Genomic DNA, 18813 nt, shown 5'->3' with positions numbered 1-18813 from the left:
CAGCTCATCGACCTGCTGATCGGCCTTGCCGAATATACCGCTATGAGGAATTCATGCGAGAACTATTCCGCAGAGGCGGTGTCGTCCTTATGGTTCAGGACATCCGGGGTGGAGCTTCGAGCAGCTCCCACGGGCTGCGGCGGGCATCGCCGTTCCGGTCACGAGGAGGGCAGCGCCATCTATATCGACGTCCACGGGCATGTCACCGCCCCTGACAAGCTCTACGCATACAAAGCCGGGCTGTTGTCCCACCGCGGCGCTCACGGGCGCGGGCGTTCGGGGGTGACCAAGGAACACGTCGTGGAGGCGCTCAACGCGCCGCACCCGAGTTTTGGCAAGATCTCGCATCTGGACCATCTCGATCAGGCCGGGGTTGACCTTCAGTTCATCTCGCCGCGGCCGTTCCAGATGATGCACAGCGAGAGCCCGGCCGCGCTGGTCGAGTGGTTCACCGCGGAGACCAACGACGTCATCGCCATGTGCTGCGAGGTCGACAGCCGCTTCCGCGGCGTCGCGGGCATGCCGCAGTCGATGGAACTCGACCCGGCCGCGTGGACCCGGGAGCTGCGCCGCTGCGTCAACGATCTGGGCTTCGTCGGCGCGACCCTGAACACCGACCCCTACGAGGGACTCCGGCAGCCGCCCGCCATCGGAGACCGCTTCTGGTACCCGGTGTGGGAGGCGCTGTGTGAACTGGACGTGCCGGCCATCATCCACTCCGCGGCCTGCCGGCCCCCGGCCCGGGAGAGCTACTCGCTGCACTTCGTACAGGAGGAGACCTTGGCGGTCGCCGGGCTGCTCCAGTCGACCGTCCTCGACGACTTCCCCGAGCTCAAGATCGTCGTGTCGCACGGCGGCGGGGCCATTCCGTACCAGAAGGGCCGCTTCTACCCCGCCGCCCTGCGGGCGGGCACGACCTTCGAGGAGCGCCTGCGCCGCCTCCACTACGACACCTGCCTCTACACCCGCGACTCGATCGAGTTCCTGCTGCGCACCGTCGGCGTCGACCGCTGCCTGTTCGGTACGGAGAAGCCGGGTACCGGCTCGGTGAAGGACCCGGAGACCGGCCGGTGGATCGACGACATCCATCTGCTCATCGAGGACATCGACTGGCTGACCGACGAGGACAGGGCGGCGCTGTTCGAAACGAACGCCGTCAAGCTGTTCCGCCTGGAGGTGTGAGCACGCATGGCCGATCTCGTGCTGGGCGTGGGCACCTCGCACGGCCCGCTGCTGAACACACCGCCCGAGGACTGGGGACAGCGGGCCGCGGCCGACCGCGCCAACACCGCGCTGGTCTACCGCGGTGCGGACTATCCGTACGCCGAGCTGCTCGCGCTGCGCGCACCCGGGTTCGCCGATGAATGCGCGCTTGAGGTACGCCGTCGCCGCCACGCGGCCTGCCGTGAGGGCATCGAGGAGCTCGGCCGGCGGATCAAGGCCGCCGAGCTCGACGTCCTGGTGGTCGTGAGCAGCGACCACAAGGAGGTGTTCGGGGATGAGCTGCTGCCGCAGTTCGCCTTCTACTGGGGCGACACCATGCGGCACGAGCCCTTCACCCAGGAGCAGCTCGACGGCATGAAGCCGGGCCTGGCCGTCGCCGAGGTGGCCAATGTGCCCGACAGGAGCACCGTCCGCCCGGGCGACTCCGCGCTGGCTCGGTACCTGATCGAGCAGACCTCGGCCGCGGGGTTCGACCCGGCCGCGTCCAGGGGACTGCCAGCGGGAGAATGGGGCAACTCGGGCATACCGCACGGCTGGGGCTTCATCTTCCAACAGGTGCTCGGCGGTGGCGATACGCCGCCGACCGTCCCGGTCTTCGTGAACACCTTCTGGGAGCCGAACCCGCCGTCGGCCGGCCGCTGTTTCGACTTCGGCGTCGCCCTGGGCGAGGCGATCCGGCGTTACCCGGGCAGCCCGCGCGTCGGCATCGTCGCCTCCGGCGGGCTGAGTCACTTCGTCGTCGACGAAGAGCTCGACCGGGCCTTCCTCTCCGCCCTGACCAGTCGCGACGCCGCCTATCTGCGCTCGCTGCCGGACGCGGTGCTGCGGTCCGGGACCTCGGAGATGCGGAACTGGATCGTCGTGGCCGGCGCGTTGCAGTCCTCCTCGCTCAGCGCCGAGCTGGTCGGCTACGAGCCGTGCTACCGCACCGAAGCGGGCACCGGCTGCGCGATGGCCTTCATGACCTGGCAGGCCGACCGTCCCGAGGACATGGAGGGGCACCGATGAACGAGGTACGGACGCCTTCCCCCGCCGCCACCCTGGTGGAACGGCTGCGGGCGCTGGACTCCTGCGCGGTCTCGGACGCCCTGGACGCCTTCGGCATATCCGCGGTGGTGCTCGGGCCCGAGCCGGTGTGGCCGGTACGGCACGTCGTCGCCGGCCGCGTGCGCACGGTCACGGTGGGACCGCGCCGTTCCGACAAGCCGGCGGGCCATGTCGCCGCCGCGGCCGTGGACCTCTCAGGCCCGGAAGATGTGCTCGTCATCGCCAACGAAGGACGCCTGGACGTGTCCTGCTGGGGCGGGATACTCAGCCGCGCCGCGGTCGCCAGGGGCATCGCCGGGGTGGTGGTCGACGGCGCCTGCCGGGACGCCAGCGAGAGCCGGGATCTCGGTCTGCCGGTCTTCGCGCGCGCCGTGGTGCCGGTCAGCGCACGCGGCCGGGTGGTCCAGCACGCGATGGACGAGCCGATCACCTTCGGCGAGATCACCGTACGGCCGGGCGACTACGTCGTCGCCGACGGCAACGGCGTCGCCTTCGTACCCGGGCCCGACGCCCAGCGGATCGTCGCCTTCGCCGAGCGCATCGTCGCCCGCGAGGCGGCCATGGCCGACGCGGTCGCCCAGGGACGGCCAGTCGCCGACGTCATGCACGACAGTCAGTTTCCCGCTACCGAGGAGTCCCGGTCGTGACCAACGATCTTGTCGCCAGTGAGCCGCCCACGGCCGAAGGCCCGGCGCACCCCCTGCGGGGCTACTCGACCGCGACCATCTCCGACGCCCTCGACCGCATCGGCAGGGACGGCTGCCTCCTCGGCATCGCCCCGTTGTTCGACGGCGCGGAGATCTTCGGGCGCGCCTACACCGTCTCGTACGTCGCCGCCGGGCATCCGGCCGGCACGGTGGGGGACTACCTGGACGAGGTGAAGCCGGGCGAGGTGGCGGTGCTCGACAACGACGGCCGCACCGACTGCACGGTCTGGGGCGACATCCTCACCGCGATGGCCGACAACCGCCGTATCGCGGGCACGGTGATCGACGGTGTCTGCCGTGACGTCTGGCGGGCGCTCGACGTGAGCTATCCGCTGTTCACCCGGGGCCGTTACATGCGCACCGGCAAGGACCGGGTCGAGGTCCGGGACGTCCAGTGCCCGGTGAGCATCAGCGGGGTGAATGTCGCGCCCGGTCAGCTGATCATCGCCGACGACGACGGCGCGGTCACCGTGCCGCTCGACGTCGAGGACGACCTGGCGGAGATCTGCCACACCATCCATGTCCGTGAGTCGCGCATCGTCGAGGACGTACTCGCAGGGCGCTCCCTGACCGAGTCACGTGCCGCCCATGGCTACCACCTGCTGCAGAGGAGCCAGGCATGACGACCGCCGCGTCCGAAGACATCGACACCACCGCGTTCCTGAGGCTGGGGACCGCGACGCTCTACGAGGCGTCGAAGCTCGACTGCTTCCTTCCGCCCCGCATCCGGCCGGTCTGGCCCGGCGCCGCGGTCGTCGGCCGGGCACTGCCGGTCGCCACCGCACCGGCCGACAATCTGCCGCTGCACCTCGCGCTCGAAGTCGCAGAACCCGGCGATGTGCTGGTGGTCGACGGGCGGCAGGAGGCCTGCGGCTACTGGGGCGAAGTGCTCACGGCGGCCGCGCAGGCGCGCGGGATAGTGGGGCTGGTGATCGACGGCGGTGTACGCGACGTCGACCGGCTGCGCGAGCGTGGCTTTCCCGTCTTCAGCTCCGGGGTCGCGGTGCGCACCACGGTCAAGGACGACGCGGGCACGGTCGGCGTCCCCATCACCCTGGGCGCGGCCACCGTCAGCCGCGGTGACCTCGTCGTGGCCGACGCGGACGGCGTCGTCGTGATTCCGCGGGCGCTGGTCGCGTCGGTGCTGGACCGCGGCAGGGCGCGCGAGGCCGCCGAGGCGGGCTATCTGAGCCGGATCGCAGGGGGCGAACTCACCCTCGACATCTACGGGTTCCGGCCCGCCGGTACGGACTGAGCCGGCATGGCCGATCTGGACCCCCTCGCACACCGGTCGCTCCTGGTCGAACAGGTACGTCTGGAAGCCTCCGGGGTCGTCTCGCTGACCCTGGTCGATCCGGACGGCGGTGAGCTGCCGCCGTGGGCGCCGGGCGCGCACATCGATCTGCGCCTGCCCAGCGGCACGGTCCGCCAGTACTCGCTGTGCGGCCCACTGGACGATCCGCGCTCCTACACCGTCGCGGTGCTGCGTGAAGAACACGGCCGGGGCGGATCGGTGGAGGTGCACGACTCGGCGCTGGTCGGCCGGGTGCTCCGGGCCCGGGGACCGCGCAACCACTTCGCCCTTGTCGACGCGCCGCACTACCTCTTCCTCGCCGGCGGCATCGGCATCACGCCGATCCTGGCGATGATCCGTCAGGTCGCCGCGCGCGGTGCCTCATGGGAGCTGTACTACGGCGGGCGCACGCGCGACACCATGGCGTTCACCGAGGCGCTCTTGGCCATCGGCGCCGAGCGCGTACACATCGTGCCGCAGGACGAGCGCGGCATGCTGCCGGTCGTCGAGCTCGTGGACGCCGCGCCCGACGGCGCCGCCATCTACTGCTGCGGCCCGGAGGGCATGGTCCTGGCGGTCACCGGGGCATGCGCCGCGGCCAGGCCCGGCGCCCTGCACGTCGAGCGCTTCGGCGCGCCGGCCGGCGGCCTGCCGGGCCGCCCGGTGGCGGCGAGCGCACAGGGTCCGCCGGCCGGCGCGGGCCACTTCACCGTGGAGCTGCGGCGCAGCGGGCTGACCCTGGAGGTCCCGCCGGACAGAACGCTGTTGGACGTGGTCCGTGAGGCCGCGCCCGATGTGGGCTTCTCCTGCGAGGAGGGCTACTGCGGTTCGTGCGAGACGAGGGTGCTCGCCGGTGTGCCCGAACACCACGACACCGTGCTCTCGGACGAGGAACGCGAGCGCGGCGACACGATGATGATCTGCGTCGGGCGGTCGGCCTCGGCGCTGCTCACATTGGACCTCTGAGCACCGCTATTCCATATCAAGGAACTTAGCGAACAACTATTTCTCTATAAGGTATTCCTGGTTAAGGTCGTGTGAACCAGGACTGATCCGAGGAGTGCAGATGTCTATGAGGGCGAGCACGACGGACCGCCTCAAGGGCCGGGTCACCGGCTCGATGGACAAGACTTCCGGTGAGCCCGAGGTTCAACTCCGGCTGTCCGGTGTGACCAGAAGGTTCAACGACGTCATAGCGGTCGACCAGATCGACCTTGAGGTGAAAGCCGGCGAGATATTCGCTCTCCTCGGCCCGAGCGGCTGCGGAAAGAGCACGTCGCTGCGGATGATCGCGGGCCTGGAGAAGATCGACGAGGGCTCGATATCCATGCGGGACAGGGCACTTGCCGATGCCGGGCAGGGCACCTTCCTGCCGTCGGAGAAACGCAACATCGCGATGGTCTTCCAGTCCTACGCGATCTGGCCCCATATGACCGTCGCTCAGAACGTCGCCTTCCCGCTGCGTATGCGCCGGGTGAAGCGCGCGGAACGGCGCCGGAGAGTCGAGGAGATTCTCGCGGTCACCGGACTGGAGGCGGTGGCCGACCGGCCCGCGACCCTGCTCTCGGGCGGCCAGCAGCAGCGGGTCGCGCTCGCCAGGGCGCTCGTCTACACCCCCGACCTGCTGCTGCTCGACGAGCCGTTGTCGAACCTGGACGCCAAGCTGCGCATCCAGATGCGGCGCGAGATCCGAAGACTCAACCAGGAACTCGGTATCACCATGCTCTTCGTCACCCACGACCAGGACGAGGCACTGTCCCTGGCCGACCGCCTCGCGGTGATGAACAAGGGCAAGGTCGAGCAGGTCGGCCGGCCGATGGAGCTCTACGAGCACCCGAAGACGCCGTTCGTACGTGACTTCCTCGGCCGGCTCATCGTCGTCGAGGGCGTCCTCGACGGAGACACGGCGCTACGCCGGGTCCGGCTCGACACCGGCGGCCGGCGGGTCGGCGAGATCGTCGGCCCGGACGTGCCGGCGGGGCTGGGCGAGGGCGACCGGGTGGGCGTGTACCTGCGGCCGGAGGACGTCGACATCAAGCCGTACGACGCCGCCGAGCCGGCCCCGAACCAGGTGATGGCCCGCGTGCTGTCCTCGGCCTACCTCGGCGACAGCTTCGAGTACGTGCTCGACATCGCCGGGTCCAACGTACTGCTCAGCGCCCCGCGCCGAGTGGTCCACCACCCCGGTGACACGGTCGTCGTCGAGGTCGACCCCCAGCGCGCGATGGTGTGGCCGTTGTGAGCGGCGTCCTGCCACCGGTGGCCCCGGACGATGTCGAAGCGCTGCCGGGGCCGGTGCGGAAACTGATCAGCGCGCGCCGCTCCAGCGGCTCCCGGGTGACCGGTGTCGTCGTGCTGCTGCTGGTGGCCGCCGTGACCGTCGTCCCCATCACGCTGCTGCTGCTGAACAGCCTCAATGTCGCGGAACCCGGCGACCCGGCCGGCTACGGCCTGGACAACTGGCGGCAGGCCTTCGCCAACGGCGCGATGTGGGAGTCGGCCTGGAACACCTTGCGTCTCGGCGTGCCGAGGGTACTGATCGGCATGGTGATCGCCACCGTCGTCTCGTGGCTGATCGCGCGCACCGACATGCCAGGCGGCAAGGTCATCGAGGTGTTCCTGTGGTTCTCGTTCTTCATCCCCTCACTGTCGATCACCCTGGGCTGGATCCTGCTGCTCGACCCCGCCAACGGCGTCGTCAACCAGGTGATCAGGATGCTGCCGGGGCTGGGTGACATCAGCGACGGACCGCTGAACATCTACAGCTACTGGGGCATCATCTGGACCCATCTGACCGCCACCACCGTGCCCATCATGGTGATCCTGCTGGTCCCGGCGTTCCGCAGGATGAGCCGGTCGATGGAGGAAGCCGCCCAGATCTGCGGGGCCAGCCGGCTGCGGACCCTGGTGCGCATCACCGTGCCGATGATGCGGCCGGCCATCATCGCCGCCACCCTGCTCAGCTTCGTCTACTCATTGAAGACCTTCGAGATCGAACTGCTGCTGGGCACGCCGATCAATCTGAACGTGTACTCCACCCAGATCTACAACTGGCTGCAGTCGTCCCCGCCGCAGTTCGGCACCGCGACCGCGCTCGGCTCGGTGTTCATCCCGATCCTGATCATGCTGGCGATCGTGCAGCGGTTCGCCGTACGCAGCCGCAGTTACGTCACCGTCGGCGCGCACACCTACAACGACGAGCCCATGCGACTGGGCCGCATCCGCCGCTGGGTCGTCGCCGGGGTGCTCTCCCTCTACGTGGTCTTCACCGTGGTGCTGCCCATGGGCGCGATCGTGCTGGGCTCGTTCATGCGGCGGTTCGGGTTCTTCCAGCTCACCAACCCCTTCACCACGGAGCACTGGTCGGCGCTGTTCAACGACAACCTGTTCGGTTCTTCGGTGCGCAACACCCTGATCATCGGCCTGATCGCCACCCTGGTCGGTGTCCTCGTCTACTTCGTCATCGCCTTCGTCATCGTCCGCAGCGAGCTGCCGACCAGAGGCGGCGTCGATGTGATGGCCTGGCTGCCGGCCGCCGTACCGGGCATGCTGCTGGGCCTGGGGCTGCTGTGGGTCTATCTCGGTACCCCGCTGCGCACCGTTCTCTACGGGAATCTCTTCGGCCTGATCATCGCGCTGGTCATCAGCCACATGGCCACCGGTACGCAGCAGCTGAAGGCCGCCATCCTCCAGGTGAGTCCCGACCTGGACCGGGCGGCGCGCATCTGCGGCGCCAGTCCGGTGCGCTCCTACGTCTTCATCCTCTTCCCGCTGCTCGGTCCTTCGGTGGCCGCGGCGGGGGTCCTCACCTTCCACTCCGCGGTGAGCGACGTCAGCACGGTCGTCCTGCTCAGCAGCAACGACTCCCGGCCGCTGTCGATCCTGCTCCTCGAATACAGCACCAGCGGCGTGCTCGAACAAGCCTCTGTGCTCGGTGTCCTCATCAGCATGCTCACCGTCGGTGTGGCGCTGCTGTCCCGGGCCCTCAGCGGTGGCCGGCTGCGCTCGTCGCGGTCGGCCCGCCGCCTCCGGATGGCCGGCGGTCCCCCGCCGTCATCCCCCTCCGCAACGAAAGCAGGTGCGTCATCAAAAGATTCATCGCTCACCACAACTGGAAGCTGATATCCGCGGGCGCCGCGGTAGCGCTCGCCGCGACCGCGTGCGGCGGCACCGGCGCCTCGGACACGACGACCACGGGCAGCGTGTCCGGCAAGGTCAGCACCGACTGTCCGGATCCCTCGGGCGAGCTGGTCGCCAAGGCGAAGAAGGAGGGCACGGTCGTCATGTCGGGCCCGCCCACCGACACCGTGCGCCAGCAGTTGCCGCAGGCGTTCGAGAAGACGTACGGCGTGAAGCTCGACTACATCGGCACCAGCGGCAAGGACAACGCGGCCCGGCTGCAGTCCGAGCGCAAGGCCAAGATCTACTCCCAGGACGTGTTCCTCGGCGGCGCCGACACCATGGCCAACACGTACCACGCACAGAACTGGATCGCTCCGCTGACCGGCGTGCTGACGCCGACGGAGCTGGACACCAAGGCATGGCGCGGCGGGGCCCTCCCGTTCGTCGACGCGGACAAGAAGATCCTGAGCATCAGCCGGTACGTCAGCGTCCCGGTGGTCATCAACACCGACAAGGTGAAGCCGGACGAGATCAAGACCTGGAAGGACCTGCTCGACCCGAAGTGGAAGGGCAAGATCGCCACGATCGACCCGCGGAGCCCGGGCGGCGCGATCTACAACGTCGGTATGTTCCAGGCCGCCGCGGGGTACGGCGACGACTTCGTCAAGCAGCTGTACAAGGACCAGAAGCCGATCCTCCTCAAAGACTCCCGGCAGGGCACCGACGACCTGGCGAGGGGCAAGTACCCGATCGCCCTGGGACTCGGCCAGCTGGACGTCGACACGGCGGCGGACGACGGGCTGCCGGTCGAGGTGGTCATGCCCGATCTGCTCCAGACCACCAGTGGTTTCGGCTTCCTGGCCGTCTCCGACAAGCCGCCGCACCCGAGCGCGGCCAAGGTGCTGGCCCAGTGGCTGGCCTGCAAGGACGGCAACAAGGCATGGAACGACGCGTACGGGAGCATCAGCACCCGCGCCGACGTCGAGCCGCCGGCGAACCTGCCCGCCTGGCAGGTCCCGAAGGACGGCGTGACGTACTTCGACACCAACTCCTGGGCGTTCCTGACCAAGGGCGTCGGAGAAGCGACGGATCTCATCGAAAGCCTCATCGGTACCAACTAGCGCCCAAGGAGGCACCGGATGACGGTCGCCGAGACCGAGTTGCCCACGATCAAGCGCCCGACGGCCTACGAACAGTGGCTGGCCGACGAGGGACTGAAGGTCGTGGAAGGGCTGTTCATCGAAGACCTGCGCACCGTCGAGCTGGGGGACTGGGCGCGGCGGGAGTGCCGGGCCGCGGTGGCCCGGCTGGAGGGCACCGAGGACGTCAACGACGCCCACATCATCGAGATCGCTCCCGGCGGGCAGATGGCACCGGAGCGCCATCTCTACGAGGAGATCACCTACGTCGTCTCCGGCCGGGGCTCCACCACGGTGTGGAACTCCGCCGGGACGCGGGCGACGTTCGAGTGGAACGCCGGCAGTGTGTTCTCCGTACCGCTCAACGCGTACGCGCAGCACTTCAACGGCAGTGGGTCGCAGCCGGCCCGCTTCTACACCGTCACCAGCGCCCCGCTGGTGATGCGGATGTTCCACAACCGCTCGTTCATCTACGACTGCGACTTCGACTTCACCGACAGGTTCGGGTCGGACAAGGACGACTTCAGCGGCGCCGGCACGGCCTACCAGGCCCGGGTGTGGGAGAGCAGGTTCATTCCCGACGCCGCCGGCATCGAGCTGAAGTCGTGGGCCGCGCGCGGTGCCGGCGGCAGCAACGTGATGCTCGAGATCGCGGACAACAGCCTGTGCGGCCACGTCTCGGAGTTCCCGGTCGGTACGTACAAGAAGGCCCACCGGCACAACGCCGGCGCGCATGTGATCATCCTCGGCGGCACCGGCTTCTCCCTGCTCTGGCGTGAGGGCGAACCGGTCCGCAAGGTCGACTGGCAGCAGGGATCGATCGTGGTGCCGCCGGAGCGGTGGTTCCACCAGCACTTCAACACCGGCACCACTCCGGCCCGCTACCTCGCCCTGCGCTGGGGCAGCAAGAAGTACCCGCTGTTCAAGCAGTTCCTCATCGACCGCCCCACCACCGAGGGCGGCGACCAGATCGAGTACCAGGACGAGGATCCGTCGGTGCGCGCGACCTTCGAGGCCGAGCTCGCCGAGCACGGTACGCACAGCCGTATGGAAGCGGTCTACGCCCGGGCCGGCCTGCGGACCGGCTGACCGGACCGCGACGGCGCCGCAGGAAGGAAGGAGGCGAAATGATCACCTTGGAACGTCACTTCGACGAGGACTTCTACGTCGCGGCCGACGGAGCGACGCTGGCGATCGACTTCTGGAGCTATCTGAACGCGCTGCAGGCGAGGCTCGGGTGGACCTCCGCCGACGACCGGACCTGGCGTTATCTGGAGGAGCTCGTACGCGACATCGAGCCGCTCATCGAGGCTCTCCCGGACACCGACGGGGACGCGGACGCCGAGCCGTACCTTCGCCGGCTCATCGACGCGTGGGCCTCGCACGGAGCCGGGGAGCGCGACGACCTCCGGCAGCGGGTCGCCGCCATGCTGCGGCAGGCCCTGCGGGCCCGGAGCGCGGTGACGCCCGCCGGGGCGGCGCGTCATCCGTGACCCGCGCCCCCTCAGCAATCAGCAGGCAAGAGGAGCACGCTCATGATCAGTGAAGCCGACAACGAATTTCTCACCCGGGTCGGCCCGGGCACCCCGATGGGCGACCTGCTGCGGCGGTACTGGCAGCCGGTCGCCGTCACCGCCGATCTCTCCCCGGACAAGCGCACCAAGCGGATACGGGTACTGGGCGAGGACCTGGTGCTCTACCTGACCGACGAGAACACCTACGCGCTGGTCGCGGAGTCGTGCGCGCACCGGCGGGTGTCCCTGTACTACGGCTTCGTGGAAGGCTGCGAGATCCGTTGCCCGTACCACGGGTGGAAGTACGACCGCACCGGCCAGTGCCTTGAGCAGCCTTTCGAGCAGGAGAACCGGCGGGCCAGGGAGCGCGCCCGCATCGACGCCTACCCCGTACGGGCCTACCGCGGCATCGTCTTCGCCTATATGGGCCCCGGCGAGCCGCCCGTCCTGCCGGAGTGGGATGTGCTCGACCGGCGCGACGGCCACCTCACCCTGTTCATCGAGGCGGACCTGAACTGCAACTGGCTGCAGCCGATGGAGAACGCCGTCGACACCGTGCACACCTTCTGGCTGCACGGGCACACGATGCGCATGAAGGGCATCGACCGCGGCAGTTACTACTACCGCCCCATCGAGAAGTACTCCTTCGAGCAGTTCGAGTGGGGCATCATCAAGCGCCGCGTGTACCGCGACAAGGCCGGTGAGCTGGAGGAGGAGACCGGGCATCCGCTGGTGTTCCCGAACATCCTGCGGCTGCCCGAGGGTCCGCTGCAGGCGATGCACTGGCGGGTGCCCGTGGACGACGAGCACACCATGCTCATCCGGGCCGGTCTGCTCCCGGACAAGCCGGGCGAGGAACGGGTGCACGACGAGGAACCCAGCGTGGTCCGCATCCCGCCGGAGCTGACCGCCGACGGTGATCACGCGATGAACACCTTCACCAGCCAGGACCGGATGGCATGGGAGACACAGGGCGCCGTCTACGACCGTACGAAGGAGATGCTCGGCGCGGAGGACAAGGGAATCGCCATGTACCGCCGCCTGCTGCGGCAGCAGGTCGAGCGCGTGCGGGCCGGCGAGGACCCGATGGCGCTCATCCGCGACCCCGCCAAGTCCGTGGTCACGTTCGATGTGTCCCAAGGCCAGGCCCGGGTGGCCGTGGCCGAGGGCCGGGTGTGATGACCCCCGCGGCCGAGCGCGTCGCGGCGGCCTGCCGGGTCCTCGGCCGGCTGGGGCTCACCCGCGAACCGGCCGGCCACATCAGCATGCTGCTCGACGACGGGACCGTGGCGGTGAAGGCCCGCGGGCCCTCGGAGTCCGGTCTTCGCTTCGCCGGGGCCGAGGACGTGGTGGTGGTCGACCGGGACGGGACGCTGCTCTCGGGCGGGCCAGGACTGACCGCACCTCAGGAACTCGCCATCCACCTGGCGGTGTACCGGGCACGCCCCGACGTCACCAGCGTGGCGCACGTTCACCCCCTGATGCCGGTGCTCTTCGGCATCTGCGATGTCCCGCTGCTGCCGGTGATCGGCGCCTACGACCCGTACGCCCTGCGGCTGCTGGCCCGCGGTGTCCCGACCTTCGAACGCAGCGTGCTGGTGACGACCCCGTCGCTGGGGGACGAGGTGGCCGCCGTGCTCGGGGCGAGCGCCGCCTGTCTGATGCGCGGCCACGGGGTGACGACCGTGGGCGCGAGCCCCGAGGAGGCGGCACTGAACGTCATCAAGCTCAGCGAGCTGGCCGAACTGAACTACCTGGCCCGACAGCTCGGGGAGCCGCGGCAGATCGATACGGCCGAGCGTGAGGCGATCGTCGGTACCGGCCGGACCCGGCCGGAGCTGATCGACTCCGCGTGGCGCTTCTACCGCAGGCTCGCGGACGAGAAGGCCGAGGAGCGGTGAGAACATGTCCGACAGCGCCCTGACCGCCGTACAGCAGTACGGCCACCAGCACGGTCACCCGCACGACCACGACCATGGCCACGACCACAGCGACGACCATGGCCACGACCACGATCACGGCGTGAACATCTCGCCCGACGACCCGGAACATCCGCTGTGGGAACGCGATCAGATCGTACTGACCAGCGTGGGGATCGACATCGGCTCGGCCACCAGCCAGTTGCTCTTCTCCCGGCTGACGCTGCGCCGGCTGGGCCGCGAGTTGTCCAGCGCCTTCGTCGTCGTGGACAAGCACGTCATCCACGAGTCGGCCGTCGCCCTGACGCCCTACGCCGACGGACTGCGCATCGACGACGAGCGGCTGAAGGCCATCGTCGACGAGGCATTCGAGAGCGCCGGTATCTCGGCCGACGAGGTCGACACCGGAGCGGTCATCCTCACCGGTGAGGCCACCCGCCGCCGGAACGCTCGAGCCATCGCCGACCTGTTCGCGGCTCGGACGGGCCGCTTCATCTGTGCCACGGCCGGGCACGACATGGAGGCGGCACTCGCCGCCCACGGGTCGGGCGCGGTGGCCAGGAGCGAGCGCGACCACGCACGCGTACTCAACATCGACATCGGCGGCGGCACCACCAAGCTGTCGGTGGCCGAGTCCGGCACCGTCCGGTCGACCAGCGCGCTGCACCTGGGCGCGCGGCTGATCGTGGCCGACGACTCCGGCCGGATCGTCCGGCTGGAGCCCGCGGGCAGACGACTGGCCGCGGCGCTCGGCAGGGACTGGTCGCTGGGCGACCGGGTCGGAGCGGCCGAACTGGCCGAACTGGCGGCGCTGATGGCCGACACCGTCATCGCGGAGGTCAACCGGACGCCGGCGCCACTCGGCGATCTCGACTGGATCCGTCTCACGGAACCGCTGACCGAGCACGGTCCTTACGACGCTGTTCTGTTCTCCGGTGGAGTGGCCGAGTACGTCTACGGGCGCGAGGCACGGGAGTTCGGCGACCTGGGGTTGCTGTTCGGCCGCGCGCTTGCCGAGCGGACCGGCCGGCTGCCGGGCCCGGTGGAGGACAGCGGCCGGGCGATCAGGGCGACGGTGCTCGGGGCGTCCCAGTACACCGTGCAGGTGAGCGGGAACACCATCCACATCAGCGACCCCGACCTGCTGCCGCTGCACAACCTGCGGGTGGTCCGCCCCGATGTGGACCTGGCGGGTACGGTCGATCCGGATCAGATCGCGGCCGCGATCGAGAGACACCTGTCCCGCGCCGAGGCGGATCCGGACGACGCGCTGGTTTTCGGATTCCGGTGGAGCGGACTGCCGAGCTTTCCCCGTCTGGACGCCTTCGTCGAGGGCATCCGGCGTGGTCTGAGCGGCAGGATCGCGGCGGGCCTGCCGCTGTGTCTGCTCTTCGACGGCGACATCGCCAGAACCGTCGGAGGCATCCTGCTCGACCAGGGAGTCACGACCCCGGTGGTCTCCGTCGACGGCATCGCGGTCACCGAGTTCGACTTCGTCGACATCGGCGCGGTGCTGCCCAAGTCCGGGACCGTACCGGTCTCGCTCAAGTCGATGGTGTTCTCGCTGTGACCGGCGGACCCGCGTGGGCGAGGCCGCCGCCGTTACCCCCGGCCGTCCGGCTCAGCCCGCCTTGTTGAAGGCATCACGCACCGACGCCTGCGCCTGGACCAGCAGATGCGCGAGTTCGCCGGCCTGCTCGACGGTCTCCAGCCGCGAGCTCGGTACGGCCACGGCGATAGCCGCGAGCGGGTAGCCGATGAGATCGTAGATCGCCATCCCCACGGCGCAGATGCTGCTCTCACCCTCTCCGAAGTTCACCGCGTAGCCGTTGTCCCGGATTTCGTCGAGCTCGGACTCCAACTCGCGCCATGTCGAGATGGAGTTCGGTGTACGGGTGTCCAACTGCCGGGTGGGGTAGCGCCGGTCCAGGTCACTGGCCGGCAGCGCCGCCAGGATCGCCTTGCCGCCGGCCGTGCAGTGGGCCGGCAGGACGATCCCGGTGCGGGTGGCGACACGCACCGACCGTGAGCCCTCCACACAGTCGATGAAACGGACGGAATCGCCTTCGAGCAGCAGCAGACTGACCGTCTCCTGCGTGTCTTCACTGAGCTGTTCGAGCACCGGGCGGGCCGCGTGCCGGATGTCGACGCGGCCGATGGCCGACAGACCGATCTCCAGCAGGGCGGGGCCGGGGCGGTAGACACCGTTCGGCTTGTCCTGCGTCACGAAGCCTTGCCGGCGCAGTGCGGTCAGCAGCCGGTGCGCGGTGGAACGGGCGACGCACAAGTCGTCGGCGGCCTCGGCGACGCGCAGTGCGCGGCGCTCGCCGATGAGACGCAGCAACTGCAGGGCGTTGTCGACCGATGACAGGCCCGTCTGTGCCGAGTTCGGGACGGAGGGGCGGGGTTCATCTCGAACAGTATTCTCCATGCCGGAATAGTAGCGCCAACTCTTTCGTGGCGCGGAATAATCGCTAAGGTTTGGTGCTATGACATTCGTGTCGAATCATCCTGGGCCGCCTGTGCTCATCCTCGGCGGCGGCCCCGTCGGCGCCACCGCGGCCTGGGCACTCGCCCGGGCAGGCGTACAGGTACACCTCATCGAGCGCGAGCCGGAGCCGCGTACCGACTGGCGTGCGTCGACATTTCATCCGCCGACCCTCGAACTGCTCGACGAACTCGGCCTGGCCGCGCAGATGCACGCGGAAGGGCTGGTGGTGCCGCGCTACCAGTACCGCGACCGGCGGGCCGGCCTGGTGGCCGAGTTCGACTTCACCCTGTTGAAGGAGGAGACGAAGTACCCGCACCGCCTTCAGCTGAACCAGCAGCACCTGGTCCGGATGCTGGTGGAGCGGCTCGTCGACGCGCCGAATGTCACCCTGCACTACGGCACGGAGGCCACGGCGATCCGCACCGACGACGACGGGGTGGTGGTGGAGGGGCGGGGCCCGTCGGGCGCGGTGAGTCTGCGCGGCGGTTTCCTGGTGGCCGCGGACGGTGCGAGCAGCACGGCCCGCGGACTGCTCGGCGTGGAGTTCACGGGCTTCACCTACCCGGAGCGGTTCCTGATCGCCAGCACCTCGGCCGACTTCCGCTCGCTCATCCCCGGCATCGCCGACGTCAATTACGTCGCCGACCCTGAGGAATGGCTCTTCCTGCTGCGCACACCGGAGTCATGGCGCGCGGTGTACCCCCTCCCGCCCGGTCAGACGTACGAGCGGGCCACCGACCTCGCGGAGATACAGCAACGCCTCCAGGGCATCGCGGCCCTGCCGGGCGGCTACGAGATCGGCGACCACCAGATCTACACCGTGCACCAGCGGGTGGCGAACTCGTTCGTGGCCGGCCGCTGCGCGCTGATCGGCGACGCCGCGCACATCAACAGCCCGCTCGGCGGGGTGGGGCTCAACAGCGGTATCCACGACGCGGTCGACCTCGCGCGACGGCTCGCCCGCGTCCTCAACGACGGAGCGGACGAGGACGCCGAGCTGGCGACCTTCGCCGAGGTGCGCCGGCAGGTGGCCGTCGAGTACGTACAGGCGGACACCAAGCGCAACACGGAGCGGATCGGCGAGCGCGACGAGGACAAACGGCGGGCCAACCACGACGAGCTGCGCGCCGTCGCGGCCGACCCCGACCGGGCACGGGCCTGGTGCCGGCGTGCCTCCCTGCTCGAGTCGGTGGCCCGCTTCGGCATCGGCCTGCCGCCCCAGGACGTCCGCCGCCGCATCGACACGGCGGCGAACTCCACCCCATGAGTGCACCGTTGCCGCCGGCCCGCCCGGGCGCGGCACAGGCGAAAGAGGACCCATGACGCTCGATGAGACCCCACGCGCGCGGACCGATGAAGACGATCAGCTGGCCTCCCTGTACACGGATCTGGCGGCCGTCGACCTCTACCCGCTGTGGACGATCACCCGTGATCTGCTCACGCCCGCCCCGCGCCCCCGCTCGGTCCCGTGGCTGTGGCGCGCGCGGGTACTGACCGAACTCGCCGAACGCGCACTGCGGTTGGTGCCCGTGGAGCGCGGCGGGGAACGGCGGGTGCTGAGCCTCGGCAATCCGGGCCTGGCGGGACAGCCCTACGCGGCCGGAACCCTGTGGGGCGCCATTCAGTGCCTCGGCCCCGGTGAGACGGCGCCCGCCCACCGCCACACCCCGGGCGCCATCCGGTTCATCCTGTCCGGGGACGGCGTCGCGACCACGGTCGACGGCGATGTGTGCGACATGCACCCCGGGGACCTGATCCTCACACCGTCGTGGAACTGGCACGATCACAGCAGTACGAGCGACGGCCCGATGCTCTGGTTCGACGGGCTCGACCTGCCGATGATCGAGGCACTCGACGCGGTGTTCTTCGAGCCGTACCCCGATGTCCGGCAGCCGGGCGCGGAACCGCGCAACCGGTCGGAGGCCGAGGCCGGCCCAGGGCCACGCTTCGTCAGCGGAGCCGTACGCGACGTCCTCACCACCGAGCACTCACCGCTGCTGGTCTACCGGTGGCCCGACACCGACAGGGAGCTGTCCCGGCTGGCCGCCGAGAGCGGCGCACCGCTGGTGAGCCTCGAATACGTCAACCCCGAGACCGGCGCCAGCGTGCTGCCGACCATGAGCTGTGGCATGCACCGGTTCGTACCGGGCGCGAAGACCCTCCCCGTGCGCCGCACCGGCAACAGCGTCTTCGTCGTCCACCGCGGGTCCGGCTGGTCGGTGATCGACGGCCAGCGCTTCGACTGGTCGGCCGGTGACATGTTCGTCGTCCCCTCCTGGGCCGCCGTCGAGCACACCAGCGGCGAGGGCGCGGACCTGTTCAGCATCAGCGACACCCCGGTGCTGCGGGCACTGGGACTCCACCGCGAACTGACCCTCGACGCCGCCCAACAGGTGACCGGCGTCTTCACCCCGGCGAACCTGGACACGGTGAGCGTATGAAACTCGCGATCTTCGACGACAACCGCCTCGGTGTCGTCACCGGTGACGAAGTGGTGGACGTCACCGGCGCACTGCCCTGGCCGCACGAGCCCGATCCGCTGCTCGCCGGCTGGTGGCGGGCGCTGTGCCGGGACTTCGCCGCGCTCGCACCCGCCCTGGAGGCGGCGGCCAGGAGCGGCCGGGGGCAGCCGCTGGACTCGGTACGCCTGGCCGCGCCGGTGCTGGGGCCGACGAAGGTCATCGCCTCGGCCAGCAACTACCAGGAACACATCGACGAGATGCACTCGGTCCAGCAGCGCACCCTGGGTCAGGTCGAGTCCTGGATGATGAACTTCGACATCTTCCTGAAGGCGCCCTCGTCGATCGTGGGGCCCGGGTCCGGCATCGTGCTGCCGCGCGACGTGCTCGCCGAGGGCAGCGAAATCCACCACGAGTCCGAGCTCGTCGTCGTGATCGGCACCGGCGGCAAGGACATCGCGGTCGAGAACGCGCTGGACCATGTTCTCGGCTACACGATCGGGCTGGACATCACCGTACGGAGCCCGGCCGACCGGTCGCGGCGCAAGAGTTACGACACCTTCAGCCCGCTCGGCCCCTGGCTCACGACGAGCGACGAGGCGGGCGATCCCGCGGACTTCGACATCCTGCTGACCTGCAACGGCGAGACGCGCCAGGCGGTCAACACGTCCACGATGATCACCCCTGTGCCGCAGATCGTCGCCTATGCGTCGCGCATGATGACGCTGCACCCCGGCGACGTGATCTTCACCGGCGCACCCCCCGGTGTCGGGCCGATTCTGCCGGGCGACGTGCTGGACACATCGATCAGCCGACTCGGCGCCATGACGATGACAGTCCGGGCCGAGGATGCCATCTATTCCTGATATAGGAATACTTGCCAGGACTATTCCTGGG

The 18813-nt window shown here is 69.4% G+C and carries 18 protein-coding genes; 17 read left to right on the top strand and 1 reads right to left on the bottom strand.

Annotated elements, in window-relative coordinates; all coding sequences use genetic code 11:
- Window positions 1-108 precede the first annotated feature (108 nt).
- The 14 genes from ACFVWW_RS04035 (at window position 109) to ACFVWW_RS03970 (ending at window position 14536) form a co-directional block, all read left to right on the top strand.
- Window positions 109-1182, top strand: a complete 1074-nt coding sequence (locus tag ACFVWW_RS04035) for an amidohydrolase family protein (protein WP_384184343.1) — start codon at window positions 109-111, stop codon at window positions 1180-1182.
- 6 nt (window positions 1183-1188) lie between these two features.
- Window positions 1189-2232 (top strand): hypothetical protein, encoded by a 1044-nt coding sequence (locus tag ACFVWW_RS04030; protein ID WP_386875779.1) that lies wholly within the window; start codon window positions 1189-1191, stop codon window positions 2230-2232.
- The gene (locus tag ACFVWW_RS04025) at window positions 2229-2918 is read left to right on the top strand and encodes an RraA family protein (RefSeq protein WP_386875777.1); all 690 of its coding nucleotides are present in this window, start codon (window positions 2229-2231) and stop codon (window positions 2916-2918) included. Before ACFVWW_RS04030 ends, ACFVWW_RS04025 begins: the two co-directional genes overlap by 4 nt.
- Window positions 2915-3601: an RraA family protein gene (locus ACFVWW_RS04020; RefSeq protein WP_386875775.1), complete on the top strand. Its 687-nt coding sequence runs from the start codon at window positions 2915-2917 to the stop codon at window positions 3599-3601. The genes ACFVWW_RS04025 and ACFVWW_RS04020 overlap by 4 nt, the downstream gene beginning before the upstream one ends.
- A complete protein-coding gene (locus ACFVWW_RS04015; RefSeq protein WP_386875773.1) occupies window positions 3598-4233 on the top strand; it encodes a 4-carboxy-4-hydroxy-2-oxoadipate aldolase/oxaloacetate decarboxylase in 636 nt (211 codons plus the stop codon). Before ACFVWW_RS04020 ends, ACFVWW_RS04015 begins: the two co-directional genes overlap by 4 nt.
- Window positions 4234-4239: 6 nt before the next feature.
- Window positions 4240-5238 carry a PDR/VanB family oxidoreductase gene (locus ACFVWW_RS04010; RefSeq protein ID WP_386875771.1) on the top strand — a complete coding sequence of 333 codons (999 nt, stop codon included), beginning with the start codon at window positions 4240-4242 and terminating at the stop codon, window positions 5236-5238.
- Window positions 5239-5338: 100 nt separating this feature from the next.
- Window positions 5339-6514 (top strand): ABC transporter ATP-binding protein, encoded by a 1176-nt coding sequence (locus tag ACFVWW_RS04005; RefSeq protein ID WP_386875769.1) that lies wholly within the window; start codon window positions 5339-5341, stop codon window positions 6512-6514.
- Window positions 6511-8394: an ABC transporter permease gene (locus ACFVWW_RS04000; RefSeq protein WP_384336090.1), complete on the top strand. Its 1884-nt coding sequence runs from the start codon at window positions 6511-6513 to the stop codon at window positions 8392-8394. Before ACFVWW_RS04005 ends, ACFVWW_RS04000 begins: the two co-directional genes overlap by 4 nt.
- Before the next feature lie 80 nt (window positions 8395-8474).
- A complete protein-coding gene (locus ACFVWW_RS03995; RefSeq protein WP_386875767.1) occupies window positions 8475-9515 on the top strand; it encodes an ABC transporter substrate-binding protein in 1041 nt (346 codons plus the stop codon).
- An 18-nt stretch (window positions 9516-9533) separates the two neighbouring features.
- Window positions 9534-10622: a cupin domain-containing protein gene (locus ACFVWW_RS03990; RefSeq protein ID WP_384336094.1), complete on the top strand. Its 1089-nt coding sequence runs from the start codon at window positions 9534-9536 to the stop codon at window positions 10620-10622.
- A 38-nt stretch (window positions 10623-10660) separates the two neighbouring features.
- Window positions 10661-11026 (top strand): hypothetical protein, encoded by a 366-nt coding sequence (locus tag ACFVWW_RS03985; RefSeq protein WP_386875765.1) that lies wholly within the window; start codon window positions 10661-10663, stop codon window positions 11024-11026.
- A gap of 42 nt (window positions 11027-11068) precedes the next feature.
- Complete coding sequence (locus tag ACFVWW_RS03980; protein ID WP_384336098.1) at window positions 11069-12226, top strand: Rieske 2Fe-2S domain-containing protein; 1158 nt, start codon at window positions 11069-11071, stop codon at window positions 12224-12226.
- On the top strand, window positions 12226-12948 hold the full coding sequence (locus ACFVWW_RS03975) for a class II aldolase/adducin family protein (protein ID WP_386875763.1): 723 nt from the start codon (window positions 12226-12228) through the stop codon (window positions 12946-12948). The genes ACFVWW_RS03980 and ACFVWW_RS03975 overlap by 1 nt, the downstream gene beginning before the upstream one ends.
- A 4-nt stretch (window positions 12949-12952) precedes the next feature.
- The gene (locus ACFVWW_RS03970; protein ID WP_386875761.1) at window positions 12953-14536 is read left to right on the top strand and encodes an ethanolamine ammonia-lyase reactivating factor EutA; all 1584 of its coding nucleotides are present in this window, start codon (window positions 12953-12955) and stop codon (window positions 14534-14536) included.
- Between the two features lie 51 nt (window positions 14537-14587).
- On the opposite strand, the gene ACFVWW_RS03965 is transcribed toward ACFVWW_RS03970, so the two are convergent.
- Window positions 14588-15397, bottom strand: a complete 810-nt coding sequence (locus ACFVWW_RS03965; protein WP_384184304.1) for an IclR family transcriptional regulator — start codon at window positions 15395-15397, stop codon at window positions 14588-14590.
- Window positions 15398-15464: 67 nt separating this feature from the next.
- On the opposite strand from ACFVWW_RS03965, the gene ACFVWW_RS03960 reads away from it, so the two are divergent.
- From ACFVWW_RS03960 to ACFVWW_RS03950, 3 genes are read left to right on the top strand one after another with little or no spacing between them, the layout of a single operon-like run.
- Window positions 15465-16724 (top strand): FAD-dependent oxidoreductase, encoded by a 1260-nt coding sequence (locus ACFVWW_RS03960; protein WP_386875758.1) that lies wholly within the window; start codon window positions 15465-15467, stop codon window positions 16722-16724.
- A gap of 52 nt (window positions 16725-16776) precedes the next feature.
- Window positions 16777-17898 carry a cupin domain-containing protein gene (locus tag ACFVWW_RS03955; protein WP_386875757.1) on the top strand — a complete coding sequence of 374 codons (1122 nt, stop codon included), beginning with the start codon at window positions 16777-16779 and terminating at the stop codon, window positions 17896-17898.
- Window positions 17895-18782 (top strand): fumarylacetoacetate hydrolase family protein, encoded by an 888-nt coding sequence (locus ACFVWW_RS03950; RefSeq protein ID WP_386875755.1) that lies wholly within the window; start codon window positions 17895-17897, stop codon window positions 18780-18782. Before ACFVWW_RS03955 ends, ACFVWW_RS03950 begins: the two co-directional genes overlap by 4 nt.
- The last annotated feature ends 31 nt before the right edge of the window (window positions 18783-18813 follow it).

Source organism: Streptomyces sp. NPDC058198 (assembly GCF_042882605.1).
In the GTDB taxonomy this organism is placed as follows: domain Bacteria; phylum Actinomycetota; class Actinomycetes; order Streptomycetales; family Streptomycetaceae; genus Streptomyces.
This window is presented reverse-complemented; position numbering and strand designations above follow the sequence as displayed.

Bases quoted from the DNA above. Each gene is read 5' to 3' on its own strand.
- ACFVWW_RS04030 (WP_386875779.1), top strand. From the start codon at position 1,189: ATGGCCGATCTCGTGCTGGGCGTGGGCACCTCGCACGGCCCGCTGCTG.
- ACFVWW_RS04025 (WP_386875777.1), top strand. From the start codon at position 2,229: ATGAACGAGGTACGGACGCCTTCCCCCGCCGCCACCCTGGTGGAACGG.
- ACFVWW_RS04015 (WP_386875773.1), top strand. From the start codon at position 3,598: ATGACGACCGCCGCGTCCGAAGACATCGACACCACCGCGTTCCTGAGG.
- ACFVWW_RS04010 (WP_386875771.1), top strand. From the start codon at position 4,240: ATGGCCGATCTGGACCCCCTCGCACACCGGTCGCTCCTGGTCGAACAG.
- ACFVWW_RS04005 (WP_386875769.1), top strand. From the start codon at position 5,339: ATGTCTATGAGGGCGAGCACGACGGACCGCCTCAAGGGCCGGGTCACC.
- ACFVWW_RS03990 (WP_384336094.1), top strand. From the start codon at position 9,534: ATGACGGTCGCCGAGACCGAGTTGCCCACGATCAAGCGCCCGACGGCC.
- ACFVWW_RS03985 (WP_386875765.1), top strand. From the start codon at position 10,661: ATGATCACCTTGGAACGTCACTTCGACGAGGACTTCTACGTCGCGGCC.
- ACFVWW_RS03980 (WP_384336098.1), top strand. From the start codon at position 11,069: ATGATCAGTGAAGCCGACAACGAATTTCTCACCCGGGTCGGCCCGGGC.
- ACFVWW_RS03975 (WP_386875763.1), top strand. From the start codon at position 12,226: ATGACCCCCGCGGCCGAGCGCGTCGCGGCGGCCTGCCGGGTCCTCGGC.
- ACFVWW_RS03970 (WP_386875761.1), top strand. From the start codon at position 12,953: ATGTCCGACAGCGCCCTGACCGCCGTACAGCAGTACGGCCACCAGCAC.
- ACFVWW_RS03965 (WP_384184304.1), bottom strand. From the start codon at position 15,397: ATGGAGAATACTGTTCGAGATGAACCCCGCCCCTCCGTCCCGAACTCG.
- ACFVWW_RS03955 (WP_386875757.1), top strand. From the start codon at position 16,777: ATGACGCTCGATGAGACCCCACGCGCGCGGACCGATGAAGACGATCAG.
- ACFVWW_RS03950 (WP_386875755.1), top strand. From the start codon at position 17,895: ATGAAACTCGCGATCTTCGACGACAACCGCCTCGGTGTCGTCACCGGT.